The organism is Mycoplasma enhydrae, from assembly GCF_017116825.1.
Lineage (GTDB): Bacteria > Bacillota_I > Bacilli_A > Mycoplasmatales > Metamycoplasmataceae > Metamycoplasma > Metamycoplasma enhydrae.
Genome location: NZ_JAFIRD010000001.1, coordinates 135729 through 152007, shown reverse-complemented (window position 1 = coordinate 152007; position 16279 = coordinate 135729). Strand labels below are relative to the sequence as shown.

The 16279-nt window shown below is 27.2% G+C and carries 15 protein-coding genes and 1 rRNA gene; 13 read left to right on the top strand and 3 right to left on the bottom strand.

Going from position 1 to position 16279, the window contains the following annotated elements:
- The first annotated feature begins 11 nt into the window (after nucleotides 1–11).
- The 6 genes from JXZ91_RS00700 to recO all read left to right on the top strand — a co-directional run bounded on the left by JXZ91_RS00700 (nucleotide 12) and on the right by recO (nucleotide 5411).
- On the top strand, nucleotides 12–1781 hold the full coding sequence (locus JXZ91_RS00700) for a HinT-interacting membrane complex lipoprotein P60 (RefSeq protein WP_205851095.1): 1770 nt from the start codon (nucleotides 12–14) through the stop codon (nucleotides 1779–1781).
- Nucleotides 1781–2104: a histidine triad protein HinT gene (gene hinT, locus JXZ91_RS00695; protein ID WP_373422506.1), complete on the top strand. Its 324-nt coding sequence runs from the start codon at nucleotides 1781–1783 to the stop codon at nucleotides 2102–2104. Before JXZ91_RS00700 ends, hinT begins: the two co-directional genes overlap by 1 nt.
- A 24-nt stretch (nucleotides 2105–2128) precedes the next feature.
- Nucleotides 2129–3595 (top strand): lysine--tRNA ligase, encoded by a 1467-nt coding sequence (lysS, locus tag JXZ91_RS00690; protein WP_205851093.1) that lies wholly within the window; start codon nucleotides 2129–2131, stop codon nucleotides 3593–3595.
- A gap of 122 nt (nucleotides 3596–3717) precedes the next feature.
- Complete coding sequence (gene whiA, locus JXZ91_RS00685) at nucleotides 3718–4557, top strand: DNA-binding protein WhiA (RefSeq protein WP_205851092.1); 840 nt, start codon at nucleotides 3718–3720, stop codon at nucleotides 4555–4557.
- 41 nt (nucleotides 4558–4598) lie between these two features.
- Nucleotides 4599–4702: ribosomal RNA gene (gene rrf, locus JXZ91_RS00680) — 5S ribosomal RNA — on the top strand.
- Nucleotides 4703–4742: 40 nt separating this feature from the next.
- On the top strand, nucleotides 4743–5411 hold the full coding sequence (gene recO / locus JXZ91_RS00675) for a DNA repair protein RecO (RefSeq protein WP_205851091.1): 669 nt from the start codon (nucleotides 4743–4745) through the stop codon (nucleotides 5409–5411).
- A 23-nt stretch (nucleotides 5412–5434) separates the two neighbouring features.
- Here recO and JXZ91_RS00670 read toward each other — a convergent pair whose 3' ends face one another.
- Nucleotides 5435–7270 (bottom strand): ribonuclease J, encoded by a 1836-nt coding sequence (locus JXZ91_RS00670; RefSeq protein WP_205851090.1) that lies wholly within the window; start codon nucleotides 7268–7270, stop codon nucleotides 5435–5437.
- A gap of 120 nt (nucleotides 7271–7390) precedes the next feature.
- Between JXZ91_RS00670 and JXZ91_RS00665 the strand changes: the two genes are divergently transcribed.
- The 4 genes from JXZ91_RS00665 to arcC all read left to right on the top strand — a co-directional run bounded on the left by JXZ91_RS00665 (nucleotide 7391) and on the right by arcC (nucleotide 10486).
- Nucleotides 7391–7798 (top strand): hypothetical protein, encoded by a 408-nt coding sequence (locus JXZ91_RS00665; RefSeq protein WP_205851089.1) that lies wholly within the window; start codon nucleotides 7391–7393, stop codon nucleotides 7796–7798.
- 24 nt (nucleotides 7799–7822) lie between these two features.
- Nucleotides 7823–8272, top strand: coding sequence for a large conductance mechanosensitive channel protein MscL (locus JXZ91_RS00660; RefSeq protein WP_205851088.1), 450 nt, complete (start codon nucleotides 7823–7825; stop codon nucleotides 8270–8272).
- A gap of 232 nt (nucleotides 8273–8504) precedes the next feature.
- Nucleotides 8505–9548, top strand: a complete 1044-nt coding sequence (gene argF, locus JXZ91_RS00655) for an ornithine carbamoyltransferase (protein ID WP_205851087.1) — start codon at nucleotides 8505–8507, stop codon at nucleotides 9546–9548.
- A 2-nt stretch (nucleotides 9549–9550) separates the two neighbouring features.
- A complete protein-coding gene (arcC, locus tag JXZ91_RS00650) occupies nucleotides 9551–10486 on the top strand; it encodes a carbamate kinase (protein WP_205851086.1) in 936 nt (311 codons plus the stop codon).
- 65 nt (nucleotides 10487–10551) lie between these two features.
- Here the strand turns inward: arcC and rlmB are convergent, their stop codons facing one another.
- A complete protein-coding gene (rlmB, locus tag JXZ91_RS00645; RefSeq protein WP_205851085.1) occupies nucleotides 10552–11244 on the bottom strand; it encodes a 23S rRNA (guanosine(2251)-2'-O)-methyltransferase RlmB in 693 nt (230 codons plus the stop codon).
- Complete coding sequence (cysS, locus tag JXZ91_RS00640) at nucleotides 11244–12458, bottom strand: cysteine--tRNA ligase (RefSeq protein ID WP_308700624.1); 1215 nt, start codon at nucleotides 12456–12458, stop codon at nucleotides 11244–11246. The genes rlmB and cysS overlap by 1 nt, the downstream gene beginning before the upstream one ends.
- Nucleotides 12459–12583: 125 nt before the next feature.
- Between cysS and argS the strand changes: the two genes are divergently transcribed.
- From argS to JXZ91_RS00625, 3 genes are all read left to right on the top strand, one after another.
- Entirely contained in the window at nucleotides 12584–14209 is a 1626-nt protein-coding gene (gene argS / locus JXZ91_RS00635; protein ID WP_205851084.1) for an arginine--tRNA ligase, read from the top strand.
- Between the two features lie 7 nt (nucleotides 14210–14216).
- Nucleotides 14217–14771 (top strand): DJ-1/PfpI family protein, encoded by a 555-nt coding sequence (locus JXZ91_RS00630; RefSeq protein WP_205851083.1) that lies wholly within the window; start codon nucleotides 14217–14219, stop codon nucleotides 14769–14771.
- Between the two features lie 181 nt (nucleotides 14772–14952).
- Nucleotides 14953–16278, top strand: a complete 1326-nt coding sequence (locus JXZ91_RS00625; RefSeq protein WP_205851082.1) for a putative cysteine peptidase — start codon at nucleotides 14953–14955, stop codon at nucleotides 16276–16278.
- Nucleotide 16279 lies beyond the last annotated feature (1 nt).

Below are 16279 nucleotides of genomic sequence, written 5' to 3'. Positions count from 1 at the left end.
AATAAAATATTATGAAAAAAATAAATAAAATATTATGAGTTTTAGCTCCTTCTGCAACAGTATTACCTATTGCTGCTATTTCTGCATCTTGTGGCAAAACCGATAATTCAACCAAAAAAGAAACACCAGGTTTTCAAAGTGGATTTTTAAAAGAAGCTACATCGAAAAATCAAATTCTTTTATCTATTGTTAATACATATTTAGGAAGTTTTTATCAAGAAGAAATCAAGCTTTTACCTGAAGCAAATAGAGCACCTGAAAAAGACCCTGTTCTTGCGCTAATTAATAATAAAACTTCACAATTTCATAAAGACATATATAACATTTTTAAATTCTATGCTAATAAAGAAGTAGATTCAAACCCACAATTCTTTTGAAATATAAAAAATGATTTTGTTAAATTAAATATTGATACAACTCAATATAATCCTGAAATTGGAAAATTGCCAAGTGAAGATGAATTTATTTTCTTAATGAATAATTCAAAGTTTTTGGCAAAAAATATCAGACTTCAATTAGAAAAACTTCTAGTTGCAAAAATATATCTACTAAAATCAAGAGAAGAGTATAAAAAACTTTCATTAAATGACAAAGGCTTAGATAAATATCAAGTTAGCTTAGAAAAAGAAATGAAAAAAGATTCTACTTCTTCAACTAAAAAAGATATTTATAATGCTTTAGACTTTTCAGCATCAAACTTATACTTAATTAAATATTTAGTTGAAAATTCATTGATTCAAAAATGAAGTTTCAGTGATGACCAAAACATGGATTTAAGAGAAGGTAAAACTAATGTTAAATCATTTGAAGATTTTAACAATCTAGCTCGTTATAATCCATCAGAAAAACCAAAATTTGATTATAATCCAGCAGCAAAACACCCAGAATATATACTTAAAACTGGTGCATCTGAAAATTATGATCTAAAAAATCTAAGAGCATATAATGGAATAATAACCAATAAAGAATCATCAGGTGATTTATCAACAAGTATTTATACAATACAAAGACATAAATCTCCAATTTTTGGGTTCTTAGATCCTAAAACTCAAAAAGTTTATGACCAAGATCACTTTAAATTTAGAGAAATTTTAAAAACAGCGGACAAATGACCAGCCTTATTAGCAAGTGCTCAATTAAAAGCAAAACAAGATAAAGTTAATAAAGACACTTCATTTAGTGCTAAAGATGTTGAATTTATAGGTCTTGTTAGAGATTCCAAAAATGAAAAATTATTTACCAAAACAGTAGTTGTAAATTCGATTGTATATACATTGCAATTTGAAATTAATAGTTCAATTAAATTTACTGGTGAAAAAGATGGTGTTCTAAGAGTTCCAGTTACTTTAAACATTAAAGAACTAGCTAAGAGACATGAAATTTCATTAAACATTGACTTAGAATATAAAACTAATAAATTTATTGATCAAACTGAAGGTAAAAAATATAATCTAGATAAATTACCTGCGCATGTTACTATGATTAGTAAAGATGGCAAGAAAATAGAAGCAGCTTATGTTGTTAAAATAGCTCCTTCATATCTTAAAAAATCAATTAAGGATAATGAAGGCAAAACAAAAGAAAAAAGTATTTTTACCCTTGAAGAAACTCCATGAAACGATGCAGATCAACAAGATATTTTAGCTAACCACATTGTTTTAACTCAAGGAGATACTTTATTTAGAGAAGTAAATAAATACATTACAGGTAACTTAGGCTTTAAATTAGAATCACAAAACAAAACAATTTCAGATATTCTAAAAACAGAAGGATGAATTTAATGGAAAAAGACACATTTCAGAGAATTATTGATAGAGAAATTCCAGCGACAATTATTTATGAAGATGCAGATGTGATTGCAATTTTAGATATAGATCCAGTTGAAAAAGGGCATTTTTTAGTAATACCTAAAAAATATTCACGAAATTTATATGATATTGATAACGAAACCCTAGCTAAATTGTTCCAAAAAGCAAGAGAATTAGCTGTTGAACAAACAGAAAAATTAAATGCCTCAGGCTTTAAATTAACAGTTAATAATAATGAAAGTGCTGATCAAACTGTGTTTAGAACTCACATTCATATTATTCCCTATTACGATTAATAGAAAGACTTAGAATTTATTTTTATGGAAAGAAAATACTCAGAACAAGAACAAGTTAGAAGATCAAAAATTTCACAATTAGCTAATAAAAATATTAGAGCATTTAATGCAACAATTAAGCCTACTATTTGCTCTAAAGAAATTAACAATTTATATGCCTCAAAAACTAAAGACCAAATAGAAGCAAAAAAGCAAAATGTTATATTTAATGGTCGTGTAATGACTCAAAGAGGTCCTTTTTTAGTGCTACAAGACCGTTATGGAGGTATGCAAGTTTATGTTGATAAAAAATCTCTAGATGAAATTTCATTAGAGGTTTTAAAACAACTTGACTTAGGCGATATTATTAGTGTTGAAGGTTATGTATCAAAAACAAATACTGATGCTTTGATGGTTAAGTCTTCAAAAATTACTTTATTAACTAAAGCTTTAAAACCCTTACCTGATAAATATCATGGTTTAGTAGATCCTGAAGAACGTAGAAGACATCGTTATGTTGATACCATAGTTAACGAAGAATCAAAAAACACTTTTATTTTAAGATCAAAAATTATTAAAGGTGTTAGAGAGTTTTTTGATAATTTAGATTACCTTGAAGTTGACACTCCTGTTTTACAACCGATTTTAGGTGGAGCTGCTGCAAAACCTTTTGTAACATTTTATAATGCTTTAAATAGTAATTTTTATTTAAGAATTGCTACTGAATTACCATTAAAAAAATGTATTGTAGGTGGACTTGAAAGAGTTTATGAAATTGGGCGTATTTTTAGAAATGAGGGTGTAGATAGTACTCATAACCCTGAATTTACTTCAATTGAATTTTATGAAGCATATTCGGATATGTGAGGTATGATGGAACGTACCGAAGGCGTTTTTAAACACTTAACTGAAAAATTAGGTATTAAAAAAGTTAAATTTAACGGACATGACATTGAATTTAAATTTCCATTTGCTAAAATCAACATGGTTGATGCTATTAGTGAAAAAATTGGAGTTGATGTTAGAAAATTAGATGATAAACAAGCAATTGAACTAGCTAAAAAACACAACATTAAAACTGAAAAATACTATAAATTAGGTCACGTAATTAATGATCTATTTGAAAAATATATTGAAGATACTTTAATTCAACCTACTTTCGTTTATGGTCATCCTATTGAAATTAGCCCATTAGCATTCAAGGAAAAAGATGATGAAAGATTTACTCAAAGAGCTGAATTATTCATTGGAACAAAAGAATTTGCTAATATGTTTACCGAACTTTCAGATCCAATTGACCAACTTGAAAGATTTGAATCACAACTAGATGAAAGAGAAAACGGTAACGAAGAAGCTAATGAAATTGATTGAGATTTTGTTAATGCTTTAGAATATGGTTTACCTCCAACAGGTGGATGTGGAATCGGAATTGATAGATTAATAATGCTATTAACTGAAAATGACTCAATAAGAGACATTTTACTATTCCCACAATTAAAAGACTTAAAATAATTTAGAATTTCAAGTTTTAACACTTTTAAACTAAGTGCTAGTAAACTTGAATTTTTTTGTTATACATATAAAGCTTCAATTTTGTTAATTTATTAACTTAAATTAATATAATTTAAATAAATATGGAAAATAAAACATTTAGTTTAACTATCAAAGAAGAAATAATGAATCGACCACTGAAAAGACAAGAAAAAATGAATTTGCTTAGTGGCATTTTTGCTACTTCTAAAATTGAACAAGGCGAATTTAAATTAATTATTAATAATAAAGATTTATATACTTTTGTTAGAAAGATTTTAGATGAACTAAATGTCAAATATTATCAACCTCATAAAAATGAATTTTGCATAATTAAGGCCACTTTTTTAAATTCGAAATTAAAAATGGAAAGGGATTATTTTTCAGGAATATTTTTATCTAGTGGTTCAGTTTCAAATTTTAAAAGTCTTTCTAATCACTTGGAACTTAAATATTATGATTTTTCTATAGCTAGTGAATGTGTCAAAATTTTGAACAAATATAATTTAAATTTTAAATTAATCAAGCGAGATAAAAAATACATTACTTACATTAAAAAAATCGAGAATATATGCGATTTTTTAAAAGCTATCGAAGCTATTAATTCTTATTTCAAATTAGAAGAATATAAAATTGAAAGAGATTATTTAAATAATATTAATAGAATAACAAATTTTGATGTTTATAATCAACAAAGAATTGCTAATGCTAATGTTGTTTTTTTAAAAAACCTTGAATTTATAGAACAAAACAATTTAATTTCATATTTTGGAATTGATGAAATGAAATTTTTTAATATAAAGAAAAAAAACTTGGATTTAAGCCTAACCGATTTAGCTTCTATTTTAGAAGAACACAATATAGTAAAATCAAGATCTTCCCTAAATCATTCATTAATAAAGCTTAAAAAAATTGTTGCAAAATATAATCGAAAAAATTTTTAACTTTTTTTTGCAAATAAAAAAAATTAATATATAATATTAAACATAGCAACCATAACGAAGGGGCCCACCTGATTCCATTCCGAACTCAGCAGTTAAGACCTTCAGTGCCGAAAATACCATTAGGGAAGATAGGTCGTTGCTTTTTTTATTTTCTTTTTCAATAATTTGTAATAATTATAAATATTATGGAACACAAAGAATATGAGGATTTAGGAATATTATTAAGCATCAAACCACACCTTGAAAATGATGCAATTATTCAAGTGTTGTTTAGCAAAAACATTATTAGCTTATATGCAAAAGGAATTCAAAAAGGAACTTCAAAAAACCGGCTAAATCTTCAGTTATTATCATTAATAAACTTTGAAATAATTAGTTCAAAAAATCCTAATGGACTTAGCACTCTTAAAAGAGCAACTCTAATTAAAGCATTTCCATATTCAGAACACTTGCAAGAAAATTTTAAAACTATTGGTCATTTTTTAAAAAAACAAACTCCAAATAATAACTTAGAAATTTTGATTAGTGCATATAAACAAATATTAGACAACATTGAATCTAGTCCAATTCATTGTATTTCTTATTTTTTATTAAAAATAACTGAAATTAATGGACTCAGACCTATATTTCATAAATGTGTAGAATGCAATAATGTTGATAACATTATCGATTTTGAGTTTTATAAGGGTGGTTTTTTGTGTTCAAAACATTCACAAGATTCAAAAAACATTGAACTATTAAGGTCATTATACTGACTAAGTAGAGATTTAAAATCTTTTATTATAGAATCTAAAGAACCGGAAGTTCTAAAAATAAAAATTATGCTATTGGAATTTCTAAAAAATATAATTTAAAACCCGCCATAAAACGACGGGTCTTATTTTTCATTTTCTTTTTGAACTTTAATACTATTTTGTTTTCTTTTACTTTGAGTTTTTTTATTTAGCTCATTTGTTCTTTTAGTTTGTTTAATTGATTTAGTTCTAGTTTTAAGTTTTTTATCATCTTTTTTAGTTTCCGAATTATTTTTAGATTCTTTATTAATTTCATTGGTTAATAAAATAGTTGGAAGAATAACTATATTACGTCTTTTATTTTTATAAAAGAAAGGATCTAATCTGTCAATAATTAATTGTTTTAATTGCGGAATAGTTCATTCTTTTTCATTTTTAATAGTATAAAGAATTGCTCCATGAACCAAACGTTTTGCTTCTTCTACTAAGTGCAATGAATTTTTTACAAAAAAAGCACCTCTTGAAATAATTCTTGGCTTGCCTAAAATTATTTTCTTTTCTTTATTTATAGCCACAATTACATTAATGAAACCGTTTTGGCCTAATTCCATTCTTTCCTTCATGATTTGAGAATTAGTTTTAGATAAAACGTTTCCATCAATAAAAACGGGTCCGAAATATACTTTTTCTTCAGCTAAAGAAATTTTGTGATTTTGTAAATAATAAACATCACCTAAATTCGCTACTATAACATTATTTGGTTCCAAACCGCTTTCTATTGCTGTATATCCATGAACTACACTCATACGATATTCACCATGATAAGGAATGAAATATTTAGGTCTAGTTAATTCAAATATCTTAAGGTGTTCATCTTTATAAGCGTGTCCAGAGGTATGTAAATAACCATCTACACCGTTTTCTCTGATTATTGCACCTAATTTGTATAATCTATTAACTAATAATTCACACTTAGATCTGTTGCCAGGAATAGGACTGGATGAAAAAATTATTGTGTCTTTTGGTTTGATAGTTACATTAGGATGTTTACCAAATGACATTTTAGCTAGCCCAGCCATTTCTTCACCTTGAGAACCTGTTGTTAAGATTAATAGTTCATTTTCATTATATTTAGACATGTTTTTTTTGTCAATAAAAACTTCATCTGGAGCATTTATATATCCTAGTCTTCGACCAATATCAACATTATCAACCATTGATCTTCCAAAAGGAATTACTTTTTTGCCTAATGTTGCTCCTAATTCAATAATTGCCTTAATTCTTGTCAAGTTTGAAGCAAAAGCAGTAACAATTATTTTTCTTTCAGCTTCAAGCATGTATTTTTTAATGTCCTTTAAAATATCACTTTCAGAAGGTGAGTGATTAGGACGCATTGAGTTAGTAGAATCTGAAAAAAGTACATCTAACCCTTCATCGCCCATTTGTTTAAGTTTAGAAAAATCTGTTAAATTACCAATCGGAGTGTAATCAAATCTAAAATCACCCGTCATCATTAGACTACCATTAGGAGTTTTAACTCTAACTCCAAAAGCATCAGGAATTGAATGTTGAGCTGTTCATCAATCAACAGAACAATCGTCAAAATTAACTACTAAGTCTTTATGAATTTCGATAAATTCAACATTAGTTTTAATTTTCATATCAGCAAATTTTAGCTTTAAATATTGAATTGCAATTCTTGGTGCATAAATTCTTTTAATGTCCACTTGTTGAACTAAATAAGGTACACCACCAATGTGGTCTTCGTGCCCATGTGTTATAAATAAACCTTCAATTTTGTCTTGATTTTCAGCTAAATAGCTAAAATCAGGAATTGAGCCATTTATTCCTGTTACGAATGTATCACAAAACTTAATTCCAGTATCAATAATAAAAATATGTTTATCATATTCAATAATTAAGGTACTTTTACCAATTTCTTGCATTCCCCCTAAACCAAAAATTTTCGTTGGTTTCATATCATTCCTCCGTTTTTTGTGTATTATATATAAAAAATATAAAAAGATATAGTCTTAATTATTTTAACAAAATATATAATTATAATTATCAATATCCACTAAAAAAATATGGAGGCATTTATGACAAGCGAAAGAAGCTTTTCTATTGTAAATTTAATACTAAAATTTGTAGCAATTATTTTAATCACTGTCGGTATATATTTTTTTGTTACAAATTTTTTAAACTTTATAAAGGTGAATAATAAATCATATGATGAAACAAATTTAGACATTCTATTTCAAGACCTAAAATCACTTTTTGCAACAAATAAAAAATATTTTTATTTAGCAATTAGCGGAATTATATTAGCTTATTTAACTTATATATTTGACATCGTTATTTTATCAATCGCAAGCTGGAGTTCACAAGCTAGTGGAAAAATTCAACTATTAGTTTCAACAATCTTGCCAATTCCACTATGAGTTGTTTCTTGAATTGGTAACATTTTAATAATTGCTAAAAAAAGAGATAAGACAATTCAAGTTTAGTGCTTTAATTATATTGGTGAAATTATGACAAAAAAAGAACTAGAAGAAAAAAAGCACTATTGTAAGAAATCTTTTAAAGATGCTAAAGCAGTAATTGTTCGTGGCAACATGTTTATGTTAGCCATTGGTTTATTACTAGGAGCTGCATTTGGAGCAGTTGTTAATTCATTGGCTAATGACGTTATTATGGCAGCAATTGCTAATGTATTTAAGGTTGACAATTTAGCAGAATGAAAAGTAGGCCCTGTATTAATAGGTAAATTTTTGGCTGCATTATTATCATTTGTAATTGTGGCAACATTTATATTTATTGGCTTATTTTTAGTATTCTTTATAAGAAACTTAATTCAATACAAAAAAGCCAAAAAACAACCAATTGAACCAGAAGCAGAACCTGCACCAACAACTGAAGAAATGATCTTAGAAGAATTGAAAAAAATTAACAGTGAACTTTCGAAAAAAAATCAAAAATAGAGGGGAAAAATTTCAAGCCCTTCTATTTTTTAATATCAAATGATTGTAATCTAAAATTAGGTGTTTTATCTTATAGATAATAAAAATTAAATCGTAAAAAATTGTTATAATTTAGACGTGTTTTAAATATTTTGAAAACACTTATAAAAAGTCTATCTAAATTAATAAAATTAAGCCACTTGTTTTATAGCAAGTGTCAAGATAAACATTTTAAAGATACAGGAGAAAATACATGCCAATGAATTTAAAAGGTCGTAGTTTAGACACAGCTCTAAATTTTACAACCGATGAAATTAATTATTTATTAGATCTTTCATGAGATCTTAAAAAAGCTAAAATGCAAGGGTTACATACAAACAGTCGTCCTCTAGTAGGAAAAAACATTGTTATTATGTTCCAAAAAGACTCAACAAGAACACGTTGTGCATTCGAAGTTGCTGCTGCTGATTTAGGTGCAAGTTGTACTTACATCGGACCAACAGGGTCAAACTTTGGTAAAAAAGAATCAGTTGAAGATACAGCTATGGTTCTAGGACAAATGTATGACGGTATTGAATTCCGTGGTTTTAAACAAACAGACGTTGATGCTTTAGCTAAATATTCAGGTGTACCAGTTTGAAACGGCTTAACAGATGCTGAACACCCAACACAAATGTTAGCTGACTATTTAACATTTAAAGAACAAGTTGGAGACCTAAGAGGAAAGAAAATTGTTTTTGCTGGTGACATCAAAAACAACGTTGCTCGTTCATTAATGATTGGTGCAGCATTCTTTGGTGTACACATTGTTTTATGTGGACCAAAAGCTCAATGAGAAATTGTTAAAAATGGACCAGACCACAAAGAAGTTTATAAAGCAGTTCAAAAATTATTTGAACGTAACGGTGGTTCAGTATCATTTTCAGATAACAAAATCGAAGCTGCTAAAAATGCAGATGCAATTTACACAGACGTTTGAGTATCTCTAGGAGAACCATTTGAAATTTTTGAATCACGTATTCAAGAATTAGGTGCTTTCCAAGTTGATATGGCTATGATTAAAGCTGCAAAAGAAAATGTAATTTTCTTACACTGTCTACCTGCATTCCACGATGACAAAACTTTATTCTCATCTGAAATTAAAGAAAAATTAGGTAAAAAATACCCAGTTGTTGCAACCGGAGCTATGGAAGTTACAGATGAAGTATTCCAATCAAAATACAACAAATCAATTTCACAAGCTGGAAACCGTATGCACACAATTAAAGCAGTTATTTTAGCTACAATAGGATACTAATTATGAGTAGAATAGTTATTGCTTTAGGCGGAAATGCCTTAGGAAATAATCCAGCAGAGCAAAAAGAACTAGTTAAAATTCCAGCTAAAAAAATAGCTGAATTAGTAAAAGCTGGTCACGAAGTCATTGTTGGACATGGTAACGGACCTCAAGTTGGTATGATTTTTAATGGTTTTGTAAGTGCTGCTTCAGTAAATGCAAAATCACCTTTAGTACCATTGCCAGAAGCTGGCGCTATGTCACAAGGATACATTGGTTACCACATGGTTAATGCTATTACTAATGCATTTAAAGAAGAAGGTTTAAAAAATAAGGAAGTTTTATATCTTTTAACTCAAACATTAGTTGATCCTAAAGATCCAGCTTTCTTAAACCCAACTAAACCAATTGGTCCTTTCTTTGCTTCAAAAGCTGAAGCTGAAACTGCAAACCCTAACAGTGTAATAGTTGAAGATGCAGGTCGTGGTTTTAGAAAAGTTGTTGCTTCACCAAAACCAATTAACTTTGTAGGTATTAACCAAATGATTAACTCAATCAATGCAGGTGCTACAGTTATCGTAGGTGGTGGCGGTGGTATACCAACAGTTGAAGATAAAAATGGTTTTATCGAAGGTGTTGATGGAGTTATTGACAAAGACTTTGCATTGGCAAAAATGGCTGCATTAGCTAAAGCTGATTATTTTATAGTTTTAACAGCTGTTGACTATGTTAAAGTAAATTTTGGTAAACCAGACCAAAAGAACTTAAAACATGTTACAAAAGCTGAAATTGAAAAGTATATTGGCGAAAATCAATTTGCACCAGGAAGTATGTTACCAAAAGTGCAAGCAGCTATTAAATTCGTTGAAGAAGGCGGAAAAGCTGCATTCATCGGTGACCTAAAGGATTTAGAAAACATTATTGCTGAAAAAATCGGTACAAAAGTTACTTTAAATTAATTTCAAAAATTATATATATAAATAAAAACACATTCATCGCACAAAAGGCAAAATGAATGTGTTTTTTATAGTTTGTTTTTTGTTAGCTCATAAAGTACAATGCCAGTGGAAACTGATACATTAAGTGATTGAACTGATTCGCTTTTTTGATTAATAAAAATAATTTCATCAGATTTTTTGAGCAATGTCTTTGATACACCCGTGGCTTCATTACCCATAATTATGGCACTAGGAGCATTAAAATTAGCCTTAGCTAAATCTTTAGCCTTATTATCTAAAGCAGTAGCATAAATTCAAAATTCATTTTTTTTCAAATACTCAATTGCGTCTAATAGACTTCCTACTTTTATTACTTTAATGTTTTTAAATCCCCCTGAAGAAATCTTTAGTACGGTTGAATTAACATCTACAGCGCGATCTTTTGGAATAATTATGTGTTTAATTCCAAAAACATTAGCTGACCTCATAATAGCCCCAAAGTTCTGTGGGTCTTGAATATGATCAAGAATTAAAACTACTTCGGGTTTATCTTTTATGATAGTTCCAATATCATAATATTGAAAATCACTGATTTTAGCAATAAAGCCTTGGTGATTGCCATTTACCATTCTATTCATTTCATTAAGACTTAAAAATTTAATATTTTTAAATTTAATTAATTTAGCATCACTACTTTTTAATAAATAAACTTCTTTAATAGGAAAATTATTATTAATAGCCTCAATCACTGAATTTTTTCCATAAATAAGATTTTTCATTAGATAATTTTTCTTTCTTTTAGTGTGTTTCTAATCAAATCAGCTTCTTCATAGTTTTTATTTTTTACTAAAATGTTTCATTTGTCATATAAATCTATATCTTCTTGGCTTAGGTTTTTAGTAGCAAAAGAAAAACCTAAAATTTTCATAATTTCAATAAAACTTCCAACTGTATCTTTGTTTTTCGATAATTTAATAATATTTTTATAAGCTTCTGAAAAATTCAAATCAGCAACATAATTAATTACTTCTTTGATTAAATTTTCATTTTTTGTAACTTGATAATTTTGCAATACCAAACTGTTTTTTAACAAAATAAATTTATCAATTATATTTTGATTAGCTACTAATAAATCATCAGTTAAATTAATAGGTTTTGAATAATTAGTAGTTAACATTAATAATTTATATGTATCAGCATCATACTTTTTTAAAAAATTATGTGGAAAAATTAAGTTTCCGATTGATTTTGACATTTTTTGATTTTTATAATTGAGTGTTCCAAAATGCATTCATTTTTTAGCAAGAGCCTTTCCATATATGGCATAGTGCTGTATATTTTCATTTTCATGGTGTGGAAAAATTAAATCGATTCCGCCACCATGAATATCTATAGTTTCATTTCCAAAATATTTAGATATAAAACAACTACATTCAGTGTGTCATCCAGGTCTACCTAGACCGAAAGGACTGTCAAATTTAATTCCTTTTGTTGTTGATTTTCATAGTGCAAAATCTTCACTGTTTTTTTTGTTTAAATGTTCTTCTTCATTATTAATAAGATTATCCATTTTTTGATTGCTTATTGAACCATATTCACTTTTATATTTGTGTAAATCAAAAAATACATTTCCATTTATTTGATAAGCTGAATTATTTTGCAACATTTTATTAATATATTCATAAATATCATTAAGTGATTCGGTTACTTTTACAATTTTATCTGGCTTTTGTAAATTAAAAGTTTTAAATAATTCTAAATAATATTCAGTATATTTTTGTGTTATTTCATATTCAGTTGTATTTTCTGCAGCTGCCTTTTTAATTATTTTGTCATCAATGTCAGTAATGTTAGTTAAATAATAAATATTTTGACCTAAAAATCTTTGCGCTCTTATCATTAAATCAAAAGTAACTGTAGGTCTTAAATTTCCAATATGGGGATAATTATAAACAGTAGGCCCACATAGATAATATCTTCTTAAATTTTTCATATTATTAAATTATACTTAAATTTAATTTTTAGTTTATTAGTTCAAAATTTAGCATCAATTTTTAAATTATTTAACGATTACAAAAGTCCCTAAATATATGATTTTAATTATATAATATTAATGTTATGAAAACGGCTAAAGATATAATTATAAGCTCAATAAAAGAAGCTTTAGAAAAACTAAAAATAAACAAACCAGTAGTTTTAACGGAGGCAAAAAACTACGGAGATTATTCTACAAATATTGCTTTAACATTGCAAAAGGATTTAGCAAAAAAAGCAACAGAAATAGCTCAAGAGATTGTTAGAAATATTGACTTAAATAAATACAAAGAAATTTCAGAAATTAAGATAGCTGAACCAGGATTTATTAATTTTTGAGTTTCAGATTCAGTTATTGCTGATACTGTTAATTTGATTAATAAATTAGGCGATGAATATGGAAGTGGTTCAAAAGAAAATAAAGGCAAAATTAATGTTGAATTTGTTTCGGCAAATCCAACAGGATATTTACATATTGGACATGCTAGAAATGCAGCAATCGGAGCAACATTATCAAAAATTTTAGAAAAGGCCGGTCATAAAGTAATTCGAGAATATGTAGTTAATGATTATGGTAACCAAATGAACAAGTTGGCTATTTCAATTTATTCAAGATACCAACAAATTTTTGACAAAAATTATGAATTACCTGAAGATGCTTATCGTGGCGGAGACATTATTGAATTTGCTCAAGCATTTTATGAAAAAGAAAAAGAGAAATATAAAGGTGTTGAATATACAGCTGAAATTGAAAAACTATTTAGAAAATTTGGTAGAGATTTTGCTTTAGAAAACATTGAAAAAGATTTAGCAAAATTTGGAGTTTGATTTGATGTTTATACATCTGAAACTTCTCAATATGAAAATGATTTAGTTTGACCAGCTATTAGAAGACTTAAAACAACATATAAAAAAGATGGTGCCACTTGATTACAAACCACTAAAGGTGGTAAAGATGATAAGGATCGTGTAATCATCAAAACTAATGGTGATTCAACTTATTTATGTGCAGATATTGCATATCATGAACAAAAATTTAAACAACTAAACGACCCTGAAAAAGGAATCATAATCGACGTTTGAGGAGCAGACCACTCCGGATATGTGGAGCGTGTAAAATTTGCTTTTGAAGACTTAGGATACCGTAGAGATCAATTTGAAGTTATCTTATTTCAATTAATTAGAGTTATGAAAGATGGTAAGGAAATTAAAATGTCTAAGCGTCTTGGAACTTCATTAACTCTAAGAGAATTAATGGATGAAGTTGGCAAAGATGCCATAAGATTCTTTTTAATTGAAAGATCATATAATTCAAAAATTGATTTTGATATTAAAAAAGTTACTAGCGCTGATGAAAGTAACTCTATGTATATTATTAAATATGCTCATGCACGTTGTGTTCAATTATTGGAAAAATTATCTTATGAAAATCCTCAAGCTACAGATTTAAGCGACGAGTATTCACAAAAATTAGTTGCAGAATTAAAAGAATACCCAGATCTAATCACAACAATGGCAAAAAACTATAAAGTTAATTTATTACCACCTTACTTATTAAAACTAGCTAGAGCGTTTAATTCATTTTATTCAAATGTTAAGGTTCTAGATTCAAATAATGAACAAAGTTATGCAGCTTTAGTTAAAGCAGTTAAAACAGTTTTAGCTGATGCTATGAGATTAATGGATCTAGATATTCCAGAAAGAATGTAATAATAATATGAAATTATTAATTTTGGCACATAATGGTTTTAATGATATTGAACTAGGAACAACATATTCAATCTTTAATTACTTTAAGCATTTTGAAAAAATTACAATTTTTAATCCTGACCTAAATACTAAAGAAGTTATTGGTCAAGGTAATGTACTAAAATTGAGTTGTGAAAATCAAGTTAATTTAGATGAATATGATGCAATTTTCATTCCTGGTGGCTCTGGAGCTCAAACACTAAGAAAGGATAAAGAATCTTTAGATATCATTAGACAATTTAAAAATAGTGATAAATATATATTTGCTATTTGCGATGCCCCTAATGTTTTGTATGAAAACAACATTATTGATGATTCTATCAATTATAGTTCATATCCAATTAGTTCAAATTTTAAAGAAGGCTTAAAAAGGAATAAAAATGATGTCACAGTTGATAAAAAAATTGTAACAGGTAGATGTCCTTCAGCCTCTTTAGAATTTGCTTTAGAAATTTTAAAATTACTTTTTGACGCCGATGAAGTTAACCATTTTATAAAATATTTAAAAGCTGATTTAGAATAAATTTTATATAAAAAAATTCAAGTTTTCTTAGCTAATGCTGGAGGCTTGAATTTTTATTTATAAAACTAAAAAATCAAATTTCAACAGATTAAAAAAATATCGAAATTATTATGTCAATGTTAGAATTAGGGTATATGAAGCGCATTTTTCATATATGAAAAAACTAAATTGGAGGTGTAAAATGAAGAAACTTTTATTTTTAGGAAGTACTATACTAAGTTTACCTTTTACTATCATTAGTTCAAAATTAGAAAAAAATAATGAGATTAATATTTCATTAGCCAAAAAAATTGTTCTAGAAGATTATAAAAAAATTACTAGAACGAAAGATGTTAAAATTAAATTTACAAAATACTTACAAGTTGATAAAAATTTAAGATCTTTATTAGTTGTTTATGAAAAAAGAGGATATTCAATAATAAGCTTAGCAAATGGGAAAATAATTGAAGTGAATCCTTTTAGTAAAAAATATTTAAATTTAGATAAAGAAGTTCAAAATGAAAAACTTTTATATAAATATTTAAATGATATTAAAATATTAGACAAAGATAATAAAGAATTAAAGTCAAATTTTAAAAAAGAAATATTTTACAATAATGACGAAAACTCATTAAATTTGAAAATTGAAAATTTAGATTACAAAAGTTCACAAAACCGTGGAAAACCAGAATTTGAATGACCAAAAGGTCAAAGTGAAAAAGCACCATTTGTATATGCTGATTATGAAGTACCATATTCTTGATATTTTAAACTAAGTGGCTCTAATAATCATGGATATTTGGACGGCAGTGGATATCAAATTTATAAAGATTATTCAAACATTGAACCTTACTATAAGGGAAAATACTATGGTCAATCTCCAGAATCTGGGTTGTGTGGCTATATTGCTATGAATTTATTGATAATGTATAGAATGCTTTTTTATAACTCAAATTATTTTAACGATTGAGAAAAAGAAGAATTTGTTAGACCAGGAGAAGATATATATCATTCTAATTATTTAGACAGCAATCATTTACCTACATTAAAACCTGATTTTACAAAATATTTATATCAAAAAACATGATTTGCTACTGGTGTTGATAAATGATGAAATCTTAAATATATTGTTGATAGTTTTTTAAAAAATAAATGACAACAAGGAAAAATTAATTATTCACATTGAGGGGACTATTCATTTTTTGGTAAATCATGGTCAACTATAGTTTATAATAAAACTCCAACAGCCCTAGCTGGGCTTTATTCTCCAGGTTCCACAGGTAAAGATGGCCATGTAATTGTGGCTTATGGAGCAAATAGAGACGGAAGATTTTTAGTTAACTTGGGCTGGGGTGCAAATGATAGTCAAGTTTTCGTCACCAAGGAGTTATTTAGCCATGGAATGAATTATGCACTAAATGATAAGTCAGAACGAAAAATGGGTCAAAATAGATTTTTTTCATATAATGGTGAACTTATTGATGGTTCACAGTTTGAACAAATTTTAAATATGAAGGGGATAATATAAT